Annotated in this window: 10 protein-coding genes; all 10 read right to left on the bottom strand. The window is 73.5% G+C overall.

Features of this window, described 5'->3' with window-relative positions; translation table 11 throughout:
* Positions 1-13: 13 nt before the first annotated feature.
* The 10 genes from ACFY2A_RS11675 to ACFY2A_RS11630 all read right to left on the bottom strand — a co-directional run bounded on the left by ACFY2A_RS11675 (position 14) and on the right by ACFY2A_RS11630 (position 12017).
* Complete coding sequence (locus ACFY2A_RS11675; RefSeq protein WP_363920887.1) at positions 14-985, bottom strand: ABC transporter substrate-binding protein; 972 nt, start codon at positions 983-985, stop codon at positions 14-16.
* Positions 986-1151: 166 nt separating this feature from the next.
* A complete protein-coding gene (locus ACFY2A_RS11670) occupies positions 1152-3941 on the bottom strand; it encodes a LuxR C-terminal-related transcriptional regulator (protein ID WP_387170892.1) in 2790 nt (929 codons plus the stop codon).
* Positions 3942-4005: 64 nt separating this feature from the next.
* Complete coding sequence (locus ACFY2A_RS11665; protein WP_387170890.1) at positions 4006-4617, bottom strand: TetR/AcrR family transcriptional regulator; 612 nt, start codon at positions 4615-4617, stop codon at positions 4006-4008.
* A 195-nt stretch (positions 4618-4812) separates the two neighbouring features.
* Positions 4813-6093, bottom strand: a complete 1281-nt coding sequence (locus tag ACFY2A_RS11660; protein ID WP_387170888.1) for an ABC transporter substrate-binding protein — start codon at positions 6091-6093, stop codon at positions 4813-4815.
* Between the two features lie 65 nt (positions 6094-6158).
* On the bottom strand, positions 6159-7262 hold the full coding sequence (locus ACFY2A_RS11655) for a branched-chain amino acid ABC transporter permease (protein WP_387170886.1): 1104 nt from the start codon (positions 7260-7262) through the stop codon (positions 6159-6161).
* Positions 7259-8137, bottom strand: coding sequence for a branched-chain amino acid ABC transporter permease (locus tag ACFY2A_RS11650; protein ID WP_387170884.1), 879 nt, complete (start codon positions 8135-8137; stop codon positions 7259-7261). Before ACFY2A_RS11650 ends, ACFY2A_RS11655 begins: the two co-directional genes overlap by 4 nt.
* Before the next feature lie 15 nt (positions 8138-8152).
* Positions 8153-8872, bottom strand: a complete 720-nt coding sequence (locus ACFY2A_RS11645; protein WP_363920405.1) for an ABC transporter ATP-binding protein — start codon at positions 8870-8872, stop codon at positions 8153-8155.
* Positions 8872-9654, bottom strand: coding sequence for an ABC transporter ATP-binding protein (locus ACFY2A_RS11640; RefSeq protein WP_387170881.1), 783 nt, complete (start codon positions 9652-9654; stop codon positions 8872-8874). Before ACFY2A_RS11640 ends, ACFY2A_RS11645 begins: the two co-directional genes overlap by 1 nt.
* 87 nt (positions 9655-9741) lie before the next feature.
* Entirely contained in the window at positions 9742-10863 is a 1122-nt protein-coding gene (locus ACFY2A_RS11635) for an acyl-CoA dehydrogenase family protein (protein ID WP_387170879.1), read from the bottom strand.
* Positions 10860-12017 (bottom strand): acyl-CoA dehydrogenase family protein, encoded by a 1158-nt coding sequence (locus ACFY2A_RS11630; protein ID WP_387170877.1) that lies wholly within the window; start codon positions 12015-12017, stop codon positions 10860-10862. The genes ACFY2A_RS11635 and ACFY2A_RS11630 overlap by 4 nt, the downstream gene beginning before the upstream one ends.
* Between the last annotated feature and the right edge of the window lie 46 nt (positions 12018-12063).

Raw genomic sequence — 12063 nt, 5'->3', positions numbered from 1 at the left:
GGGACCGCGCCGGCTACTGCTGTTGGATGAGGCGATCGAAGTTGGGCTGCTGATCGAGCACCTTGTACTTGCCGGCGAGCGTGGCCAGCGATTCCAGGCTCGCCCGGTCAAGCTCCCAACCGAACTCCGGCAGCTTCACCGAGTCCGCTACCGGCTCCGGGAGCTCCAGGTTGTCCTTGATCGCCTGGCGGACGGCGGCCTCGTTGGCGGAGTCCTGCGCCCACGCGAGGGTCTCCTTCATCGCCGCGGTGAAGTCGGCGACCAACTCGGCCTCGGAGTCCATCTGCTTCTTCGTCGTGATGGCGGTGAGCGTCGCGAGCCCGGGGGCGACCGCCTGGTAGGGCGCGACGACGAAGGTGTCGCCACGGTTGCGCAGCTGGGTGACGAAGGGTTCCGGCACCCAGGCGGCGTCGATGTTGTCTGCTTCGAGCTGCGCCGGGACGTCGGGGAAGGCGACCTCGACGAACTTGATGGTGGACGGGTCACCGCCGTCCTTCTCCACCGCGGCCATGATCGTCACATCGCCGGCCGCACCCAGGCTGTTGACCGACACTCGCTTGCCCGCGAGCTCCGCCGGCCGGGTGATGCCCGACTTGGCCGAGGCCACCACGGCGTTGATGTCGTCGCCCTCGGCGTAGGACGACGCGTAGTTGCCGATGATCACGACGCCGAGATCCTGCAGGTCGGCCCGGAACGGGCCGAACGGCTGACCGATGGCGAAGTCGATGTCGCCGTTGATCAGCGCGGGGATGGCCTGGGCGCCGCCCTGCGCGGGCAGCACCTCGACCGAAAGTCCGTGCTTTTCGAAGATGCCGGCCTTCATGCCGCCCCACAACGCGGCGGTCTCGGTGATCGGCAGGGCCGCGACCCGTACCTGGCGGAGTTCGCCGCTATTCTCTCCCGAGGGGGTGGCATCCGAGTCCGTACATCCAGCGAGCGCGATCGCTACGCTGGCGATCAGCCCGAGCGTGAATACCTTCTTCATCGACAAGGCCCTTCCTGGGGCGGGGGGTGGTGGGCGCGTCAACACCGACGGCGGGTCGATGTGAGTGAGATCACCCGGCCGTGTTGGCCATCGTCAGCCAACCACCCTCAAATGTCAAGAAATTCTGACGCCCGTCATGGATCAGTTGAATATCGGTTTGGACACGTCAGCTCAACGCGCGGACCAGCTCGGTGCGGGAGCGGATGCCGAGCCGGTGGTAGATGTTGCGCAGGTGATGGTCGACGGTCCGGGTGGACAGGAACATCTGGCTGGCCACCTCCCGGTTGGTGGCACCGGCAGCGACCAGGTGGGCGATGCGCAGTTGCTGACCGGTGAGCAGCCGTACCGCGTGCGGGTCCGGCGCACCGACGGACTCCCCCGCCGCGCGCAGCTCCACGGTGCTCTGCCGGGCCCACACCTCGGCACCGAGCAGGATGAAGGTCTGCCGGGCCCGGTGCAGGTGACCGCGAGCCTCGCGGGGGCGGCGGGCGCGGCGGAGTTCCCGACCGAAGAGCAGCTCGGTGCGCGCCCGTTCGAAGGTGGCGGCGTCGGACGGGTGCAGGGACAGCGCGGCTCGGAACTGCTGCTCGGCCTCGGCGCTACCGCGCGGGGCCAGCAACGCGTGGCAGCGGGCCGACAGCGCCCGGCGCAGCGGACTGGCGGTGCTGCCGGCCCAGCGGTCGAAGACGGCGAGCGCGGCGCGGGCCCGGGCGTGCCGACCGGCTTGCGCGGCGGCCTCCACCAGGTGGGGCGTGGCCATCACCTGGACGAGGACCTGACCGCGCCCGGTACCGGGCCGAGCGAGCGCGGTCAGGCGGTCCGCGGCGTCGGCGTACCTGGCGTCGGCCAGGTCCAGCAACGCGAGGGCCCACTCGGCGAGGGCGTGCGGGCGACTGCCCGGTACGGCGGCGTCGCCCAGCTCGGCGACGTGGCCGAGACTGGCGTCGCGGTCGGACCGCACGGCCGCGAGCACGGCGAGCAGGCCGAGATGTACGCCGGCGCTGGTGTGCTGGCCGGCGGCCCGCGCCACCCGCAGCCCCTCCCGGCAGCTCCTCGTCGCGGCCTCGTGGCGGCCCAGCCAGTACTCGCTCATCGCCCGTAGTTCGAGTGCTCTGGGCAGCAGGGACACCTCGCCCCGGTCGGTCGCCAGTTCGACGGCCCGGTCGGCGAGCCGGTACGCCCCGGCGTCCACCGCGACCAGCAGGCCGGCCACGGCAGCACCGGTCAACGCGGTCGGGGTTGCCGCGGCACCGGTCAACCGGTCGCCGAGCACCACCGCCCGACGCAGCAGCGGACCGCCGTGGGCGTGGTCGCCGCGCAGCGTGGCGGCGACCCCGGCGACCAGGGTGGTCAGCAGGCCCGCCCACGGTGGATCTCCGTCGCGGCGAAGTGCCGCCATCCGGCGGGCCACCTCGGCGTAGCGGTACTGGTCACCGCAGAAGCAGACGGCCTCGCCGGCTCGGACCAGCGCGACCAGTGCCGACTCGCGGTCGACCTCGGCCAGTGCGTTGGCGGCGGCCAGCAGGATCGGCAACGCCGCCGGTGCCGAGCCGCAGCGCAGTCGCATCTCGCCCCGCAGCAGGTCGGCGAGCCCTCCGGTGGGAGAGGCGACCGGCACGTCCGCGACGCGGTGCAGCAACGCGCGGGCCCGGTCGGGTTCGCCCGCCTGCCAGGCGTAGCGGGCGGCGGTGACCTGCCGGCTGGCGGCGAGCACCGGATCGTCGCTGAGTTCGGCGGCCCGGGCCAGCGCCGTCGCCGCGGCGGACCGGTCCGCGTGGTCGCCGACCGCGTCGGCCAACTCCGTGGCCAGCGCCGGTGCCGGTCCGTCGGTTGCCGCTGCCAGGTGCAGGGCCCGACGCAACCGGGCTCCGGTGCCGTCGAGCGCGGCGGCGAGCAGCAGGTGGGCGTCACGGCGCGCGGTCAGCGAGGCGGTGGCCTCGACCATGGCGCGGGCCAGCGGCCGGGGAAAGGTGACGCCACCCGGTGCGGTGAGCCGGATCAGACCGGCGGCCTCGGCCGGCGCGAGCGCCGCGACGCTGCCGCCGGCCGCTTGCAGCGCCCGGCCCAGCGTGACCGGATCCACGGCGCGACCGTGGTCGGCCGGATCTCGCTCGGCGGGGGCGGTCGCGGCGAGCGCGGCCAGCAGCAGCGCGCGTCGCGTGTCGCCGGGCAGGCGGGACAGCAGGCCGCGGTACGCCCGACCGAGGCCGCCGTCGGCCGGCGGTGCCGTGGGCAGGGGTTCCACCCCGTGCCACTGGCCGGGGGTCAGCGAGTCCGCCAGGTCGACCAGGGCCTGCGGGTTTCCGGCGGCGAGAGCGCTCAGCCCGGCCAGCACCCGGCCGGGGGGTGGCGGCCCCGGGCGGCGAGCGGCCAGCAGGGCGTGACTGTCCGGTTCGTCGAGCGGCAGCAGCCGGCGGCCGGGTATCAGGTCCGCTCCGCTGTCGCTGCCGGCGGTGAGCAGCAGGACGACGGGCAGGTGCGGCAGTCGCCGGGCCACCAGGGTCAGCAACCGCGCCGTCGGGGCGTCGCCCACGTCGAGATCGTCCATGGTGCACAGCAGTGGGCCGTCGTGGGCGGCCTCGGCGAGCAGGCCGAGAACGGCCTGGGAGAGCACGAGCTGGTCCCGGTCGCGACAGCCTTCGCCGGCCACCGCCCGGCGCAGCACCTGCCGTTGCCGCTCGGGCAGCGCATGGATGCCGTCGAGCACCGGATCGAGCAGCCGCTGCAACCCGGCGTAGGGCAGCATCGCCTCGTCGGGCAGACCGGTGGCGGCGAGCAGCCGGCGGCCCCGACCGTACCGGTGGGCGTACGCCAGCAGCGTGCTACGCCCGCAGCCGGGTTCGCCGTGCAGGAGCAGCGCCGTCCCGGCCGGTGCGGCGAGCAGGCTGCGGATCTCCCGGCACTCCGCCTGCCGGCCCCGTAGCACATCTATTTGCACCGTCGATGCATGAACCATGCATCGAGTCTCGCCTACCTGTCGACGCTTGAGAAGAGGGAAATGTCGGGCGGCAGCGGCCCGGTCAGCGCTCGGCCGGCTCGGCGAGCAGCGCGCCGACGGTGCGGGCCATCACCGCCCGGGCGGCGTCCACGCCCAGCCCGAGGCCGTCGCGCAGGGTCGACCACGCCGGCCAGGTGCTCGCCGCCACCACGGCGTTGACCACCTGGCCCCGGGCCGACCCGGCGCGGTCCAGTTCGTCGGCGAACAGCTGCTCGACCTCGTCGCGTACCCGGGCGATGTGCTTGAGCCGGTTGCGGCGCAACTGTGCGGAGACCGGTTCGCGCATCTGTGCCGCCCGAGCCGACGGCGCGATCAGTTGCAGCAGTTTCGCCCGCTGCCGGCAGAACGCGTCGACCCGCTTGGCCAGCGGCAAGGTGGGCGAGATCGGCCGCCACGCGGCGTCCTGCTGGCGCAGCAGCTCCGCCCCGCTGGCCTCGAACAGGGTCTCCATGTCCTTGAAGTTGGTCCAGAGCGTACGCAGCGAGATGCCGGCCCGCTCGGCGATGCGCTCACCGGTCGGACGCAGGTCACCCTCGGAGATGAGCGCGAGATGCGCCTCGACGATCGCCGCCCGGGTGCGCTCGGCCCGGGCGGTGCGCCCGTCGACCCGACCGGCCGTCTCGGCACTGACCATCCCCGCCGTCCCCCTCACCCCTGGCGTAGCGTTCGTGCGAGCCGAGTCTAGGCGTTTGCTGAGACCCTGCCCGGACGAGCCTCGTCGAGCGCGCCCCGGGGCCGCTGCGGTCGCGGCGGGCCGGCGAGGGTCGCGCACCTCGCCGGCGTGCACCGCCCGGGGCCCGGGCCGGACGGTGCACACCGGGCGGGCGGATCAGGCGCTCGGCACGCCGTTGGCCGGTGGCGCCACCGGCGGTGCGGTGTACTCGTTGACGGGCCCGTCGGACTCGTCGGTCTCGTACGTCGGGCCGAAGTAGCGCTGCTCGCCCCCCTCGACCCGGCTCAGCCGGCCGCCACCGTACCCGGAGTGGTCGGTGGCGGAGAACCGCAACGGCGCCACGCCGGGCCCCTGGTAACCACCCCTGCCGACGGCCTCGACCAACGACTCCCGGGTGAGGTCCTTGCCGGCGGCCTGGAGCACCTGGACGAACAGGTAGCCCACCGCCATCCCGTAGACGGTGTTGCCGTCGAACTCCGCACCGCCGTTGTGCTCCGCGTTCACCTTGGTGAACAGCTGGATCCACGGATCGTCGCTGTCGCCCTGCATCGGCAGGTAGTTCAGACCGATCAGGCCCTCCAGCAGTGCGGCGGCCTCGCCGAGCTGCCGGGACAGCGTCGGCAGGTCGGCGCCCACGTTCGACACCACCCACTGCGGGCGGAAGTCCAGCCGGGCGGCGGTGCCGACGGACAGGGCGGTGAAGCCGGGCACGGTGGCGAGGATGACCACCTCGCAGCCGGCGGCCTTGAACGCACCGATCTGCGGCGCGACGTTTGTGTTGCTGGTGACGTAGGTCTGGCGGGCCGCCACGCCGTCGGCACCGAGCACCGTCTCCACGCCGGCCAACGCGTCACGGCCGAAGTCGTCGTCCTGCCCGAGGAAGCACACCGTGCGGCCGGGCATGGCGGTCTTCACATGGTTCGCCAGGATCTTGCCCTCGACCGTGTAGTCGGGGTTGAAGCCGAAGGTGTTCGGGTAGCGGTCGGGCTGGTCCCAGCTGCGGCTGCCGGAGGCGACGAAGAGGTCCGGTACCCGGTTGGTGTGCAGGAAGTCCAGCACGCCGGTGTGGGTCGGCGTGCCGAGGCCGTTGAGGATGGCGAAGACCTTGTCCTGCAACACGAGTTGCCGGACGACCTGCTGGGTGGTGGCGGGGTTGTAGCCGTCATCCATGACCTTGTAGGTGATCTTGCGGCCGTGCACGCCGCCGTTGGCGTTGACGTAGTCGAAGTACGCCTTCGTCGCCGGGGCGATCTTCGAGTAGCCGGCGGACGCCGGACCGGTAAGTGGCATGTGGGTGCCGACGACGATCTCCGTGTCGGTGACGCCGGGCACCGGCGCGCCCGAACCGGGACCGTCGTCGGAGCCGCAGGCGGTGGAGGTGAGCAGCAGGGTGAGGGTGGTGGCGATCACGAGACCGCGCCGTGTCGTGCTTCGCATGGGACACCGACCTTTCATCGGACCGGTTGTGCGAAATGGATGGTTGGGGTGAGCAGGTGTGACGGTTACGAACGCCCGACCGGCCAGCGGGCGCGCAACGCCCGGACCAGCCGGGACAACAGCCCCTGTACGCCGCCGGGCGCGGCGATCATGACTGCGATCAACGTGCTGCCGAAGATCGCCAGCGGCAGGTTGCCCTCCAGCCGCTGCGCCGTGGCCGGCGAGAGGGTGAACAGGTTGGTCAGCGAGTGCGTCAGATCGGGCAGGGCCACCAGCAGGAAGGCACCCCAGGCCGCCCCGGCGAGTCGACCGAGACCGCCGATCACCACGGCCATCAGCAGGAACAGCGACAAGGTCAGGCCGAACGCGCCGGGTGACACGCTCTGCGCGAGCACCGCCAGCAGGGCGCCACCGAGGCCGGCGCTGCCCGCGCTGATCACGAACGCGACGACCTGGGTACGCGCCACGTGGATCCCGGCCAGCCGGGCGGCGACCTCGTCGTCGCGTACCGCCCGGAAGGAGCGGCCGTAACGGCTGCGCACCAGGTTCGCCAGCAGCACCAGGCAGAGCAGGGTCGCCACGGTGGCCACCCAGAGCTGCCAGCGCTCATGCGGGAAGTAGCTGCCGAGCCCGGCCGGGGCGGGCGCCACCGGCACCGCCAGGCCCTGCTCGCCGTTGAAGACGCCGTCGAAGGTGACCGTCAACGCCGGCACCACCACCGCCACGGCCAGGGTGAGCCCGGCCAGGTAAGGCCCACGCAGCCGGGCGGCGGCGACCCCGACGACCGCGCCGACGACGACGGTGGCCAGCACCGCCACCACCAGGGACACGACAAGCAGTCCACCGGCGGTGAGACCCCGCTCGGCGAAGGCGTTCTGCACCAGGGCGAGGGTGTACGCGCCGGTGGCCATCAGCGCACCGTGTCCCAGCGAGAGCTGCCCGCAGAGCCCGGTCAGGACGGTCAGGCCGGCGGTGGCGCAGAGGTAGGCCGCCACGGTGGCCAGTTGGAAGTTGCGGAACGAGTCGAGTTGGTAGCTGACCATCAGCACCAGCAGGGCGACGCCGGCCGCGACGACGAGGTGACGCACCACGGTCGGCAGCGACCGGCCGCGGCGGGCGGGATCGATGGCGGCGGGTCGGACGGACGCCGCCGCCCGGGTGGCGCTCACACCCGCCTCGCGGTGACCGGGGCGAACAGCCCGCCGGGGCGTAACAGCAGCACCGTCAGCAGCAGCGCGAGCACCGCGAGCGGAATGAGGTCGCCGCCGGCGTACCCGCTGACGTAGGACAGCAGCAGGCCGACACCGAGACCGCCGACGACCGCGCCCGGTGGGCTGTCCAGCCCGCCGAGCACCGCGGCGGTGAACGCGGAGACGAATACCAGGTCCATCGCGTACGGATGCAGCCCCAGTCCGGTGGGAATGACCAACATCGCGGCCAGCGCGCCGACACCCGAGGCCAGCGCCCAGCCGAGGGTGAGCATGCCGCCCACGTTCACGCCGAGCAGCCGGGACACCTCGGGTGCGAACGCCGCGGCGCGCATCCGCAGCCCGATCGCGGTCCGGGTGAAGATCCAGACGAGGGCCGCGCCGACCACCCCGACGGTGGCGAAGACGAACAGGTCGTACGGGGACAGCACGGCGGTGCCGCCGACCGTCAGCGCGGTCCGGCTGAACGGCGCCCGGGACGGCAGGTACTCGTTGCCGTACACCATGCCGAGGACCGCCTGGATCAGCAGGACCAGCCCGAGCGCCACGATCACCGGGTTGAGCGGTGACCGGTGGTCCACCAGCCGCATCACCGCGACGTCGACGACCGCGCCGAGCAGCAGCCCGGCGAGCAGCGCCGCGCCGAAGCCGAGCCAGTACGAGCCGGTGGCGGCGGTGACGCTGTACGCGACGTACGCGGCGGCCACCGCCATCGCGCCCTGGGCGAAGTTGACGATCCGACCGGCCCGCCAGATGAGCACCAGGGCGAGCGCGAACGCGGCGTAGACCGCGCCCCTCGACAGGCCGTCGAGGGTGAGGAAGAGGAAGCGGTCCACGGTCCTCCTTGCGTTTCAGAATCCGAGGTAGGCGTGGCGCAGGTCGGCGTCGTCGCGCAGTCGGGCGGCCGGGGCGGCCAGGGCGACCCGGCCGAGCGACATCACGATGCCCTGGTCGGCGACGGCCAGGGCGCTGCGCACGTTCTGCTCGACCAGCAGCACGGTCAGCCCGGTGTCGTCGCGCAGCTGGCGCAGCAACGCCATGGTCTGGGCCACCACCCGTGGTGCCAGGCCGAGCGACGGTTCGTCCAGCAGCAGCAGGCGGGGTCGGCCGGCGAGGGCCCGGCCGAGGGCCAGCATCTGCCGCTCGCCGCCGGAGAGCTGATGGCCGAGGTGACGCCGACGCCGGGCCAGCGGCTCGAACAGCTGGTAGACCTCGTCGAGGGCGCGGGCGGCGGCGGTGCGGTCCCGCCGCCACAATGCGCCGAGGCGCAGGTTCTCCTCCACCGTGAGTTCGCCGATCACGCCGCGCCCCTCCGGCACATGCGCCACGCCGCGCCGGACGAGCTGCTCGACCGGGGTGCCGCGCAGGTCGCGGCCGTCGAGGAGGATCCGACCGGCGGTCGGGCGCAGCATGCCGGACAGGGTGCGCAACAGGGTGGTCTTGCCGGCACCGTTGGCACCGATGACGGCGGCGATGGTGCCGCTGGGCACTCGCAGGTCGACGTCGCGCAGCACCGGCACCGGCCCGTAGCCGGCGGCCAGGGCTTCGGCGGTGAGGAGGTCGCCGCCCACTACGCGGCCTCGTCCACGGCCGCACCGAGGTAGGCGTCCACCACGGCCGGATCCTCGCGGATCGCCTCGGGCGGCCCGGTGGCGACGACCCGCCCGAAGTCGAGCACCACGATCCGGTCACAGACCGCCATGACCAGGTCCATGTGGTGTTCCACAAGCAGCACCGCACACGGGTCGGTGGCCCGGTGCGGCAGTTGCCGGATCAGCTCCGCGAGGGTGTCCACGTCGTCCGCGCCGAGGCCGCCGGCCGGCTCGTCGAGCAGCAGCAGCCGAGGGCGGGCGGCCAGGGCGCGGGCGAGTGCGACCCGCTGGCGTACCGCGAACGGAAGGGTGTCCGGCGCGGCGTCGGCGTACGCCGTGATGCCCAGGTCGGCCAGGACGGCGTGGGCGTGCTCGCGCAGCCGGCGTTCGTCGCGGTCGCTGCTCGGCAGCCCGAGCAGGGCCGACATCAGCCCGGTGCGGGCGGTGTGGGTGGCCCCGGCCATCACGTTCTCCAGCACGGTGAGCCCGGCGAACAGGCCGGTGCCCTGCAACGTCCGGGCGATGCCCAGCCGGGTCAGCCGGTGCGGTCGTGGTCGAAGGGGCCGGCCGTCGAGGGTGAGCGTGCCGGTGTGCGCGGTGACGAAGCCGCACACGACGTTGAACAGCGTGGTCTTGCCGGCCCCGTTGGGGCCGATCACCCCGACCACCTCGCCCGGCCCGACCTCCAGCGAGACGTCGTCGAGGGCGGTGAGGCCGCCGAAGCGGACGCCGACCTGGTGCAGTGCGAGACCGTCCGCCATCAGCCCACCCCTCGCGTCGCCGCCACATTATTACACTCGGAGTGTACATTTCTCGCGTGTTTCGTCAACACCTTCGATGGCCGATCGTCACCGGTCGGCACCGCCGTGCGGGACGGGCCGGACGAGGGGTGGCGCGGGCAGATCGACCAGCCGGGCCAGGGCGGCCCGGTGCCGGTCGGCGGTGCCGAAGGCGATCGCGGTGCTCTTGGCCCGCTTGAGGTAGAGATGGGCCGGATGCTCCCAGGTGAAGCCCAGCCCACCGTGCAACTGGACGCAGACCTCCGCCGCCCGGACCGCCATCGGGCCGCAGTACGCCTGGGCCAGTGCGGCTGCCAGCGGCGCCTCGGAGCCGGCTGCGCTGGCCGCCGCGTACCGGGCCACCGCCCGGGCCTCGGTCAGCTCCACCCAGAGGTCGGCCAGCCGGTGCTTGACCGCCTGGAACGAACCGACCGGCCGGCCGAACTGCCGGCGCTGCCGCACGTAGTCCACCGTCGTGTCCAGACACCACTGCGCCACCCCGACCTGCTCGGAGGCGAGCAGCGCCGCGCCCGCGGTCAACGCCGACGTCACCGCCGTGGCGGCCACCGCGCCCACGGCGACCGGGCGGGCGGGTACGGCGCTGAAGTCGAGGTCGACGACGGGTCGCGTGGCGTCCAGGGACACCACCGGCGTCCTGCGTACCGCCGGTTCGGCGGCGTCGACGGCGTACAACCCGTCGCCGGCCGGGACCAGCAGCAGGCAGTGCGGCGCGGTGTCGGCCACCCCGACCACCCGGCCGGAGAGTGTCGGTCCGGGGCCGACCGTGACCGTCCCGGTGACCGCCTCGGGCGTGGTGGCGAAACCGACCGCCAACGCCACGTCGCGGTCGGCGGCGGCTACCTGGCGCAGCAGGGTGGACTCGCCGCAGGCGAGCAGCGCCCGGGTGGCCACGACGGTGCCCAGGAAGGGCACCGGTGCGACCGCCCGGCCCAGTTCCTCCAGCACCACCGCGACCTCGCGGAAACCGGCTCCGGCGCCACCGAGCTCGGTGGGCACGGCCAGGCCGGTCACCCCGGTCTGGTCGACCAGTCGGCGCCACAGCGCCGCGTCGTACGGTTCGTCGGTGTCGACGGCGGCGAGGGTTCGCTGCCACGGTGCGTGCGCGGCCAGCAGCGCCCGGACGCTGCCGCGCAGCGCCTCCTCGTCGGCGTCGTAGAGCAGGTCGGTCATCGGTCCACCCGGGGCTCGGCGGGCAGCCCGAGCACCCGCTCGGCGATGATGGTGCGCAGGATCTCCGACGTGCCGCCCTCGATGGAGTTGCCCCGAGCGCGGAGGTAACGGTAGGTGGCGGTGCGGCCGAGCAGGTCGGGGGCCTCCGGTCGACGCATCGTCCAGTCGTCGTGCCGCAGCCCCTCGGCGCCGCGCAACTCCACCTCCAGGCCGCTGATCCGCTGGCTCAGCTCGGCGAAGGACAGCTTCACCGCCGAGCCCTCGGGGCCGGGTTGGCCGGCGGCGATCAACTGGCGCAGGCGCAGCGCGGCCAGCCGGGCGGCCTCGGCGCGTACCCACGCGTGCAGGACCTCCTCGTGCAGGCCACCGGTGCGCAGGTCCGGTCGTTCCCGCCACAGCCGGGCCAGCACACCGACCATCCCGCCCTCCCGGGGCAGCGGCCGGCCGCCGATGGCGACGCGTTCGTTCATCAGGGTGGTGCGGGCGATCCGCCAGCCGTGCCCGACCTCGCCGATGCGGTGGGCGTCGGGTATCCGGACCCCGGTCAGGAAGACCTCGTTGAACTCCGCCTCGCCGGTGGCCTGTCGCAGTGGCCGCACCTGCACCCCCGGCGCCGCCATGTCGCAGACGAAGTAGGTGAGGCCGTGATGCTTCGGTGCGGCCGGGTCGGTGCGGGCCAGCAGGATCGCCCAGCGCGCCTCGTGGGCCAGGGACGTCCACACCTTCTGGCCGTCGACCACCCAGTCGTCACCGTCGGGCACCGCCCGGGTGCGCAGGCTGGCCAGGTCGGAGCCGGCGTCGGGCTCGCTGAACAGCTGGCACCACACCTCCTCGCCCGTCCACAGCGGTCGCAGCCAGCGCCGGCACTGGGCCTCGCTGGCGTGCCGCAGCAGGGTGGGTGCGGCCATGCCGAGCCCGATGCTGTTGCGCCGGGGCTGGTTGTCGGGCGCGCCGGCCTCGGCGAAGGCGTCGTCCACCACCGCCTGAAGGTGCGGCGGTGCGCCCAGGCCACCGCGACCGGGCGGGTGGTGCACCCAGGCCAGGCCGGCGTCGAAGCGGGCGCGCAGGAAACCGGTGCGGTCACCGCTCGGGTCGTGCGTCCGCAGGAACGCGGCGACCAGCCCGCGCAGCCCGTCGGCCGTGTGGTCGGACACTCGCCACCTCCAAGGTTATTGCACTCCCGATGCAATATACGGCCGC

This window comes from Micromonospora sp. NPDC000442 (assembly GCF_042898635.1).
Taxonomy (GTDB): Bacteria; Actinomycetota; Actinomycetes; order Mycobacteriales; family Micromonosporaceae; genus Micromonospora.
The sequence above is the reverse complement of the archived record's forward strand: the minus strand, read 5'-3'. Positions and strand labels throughout refer to the sequence as shown.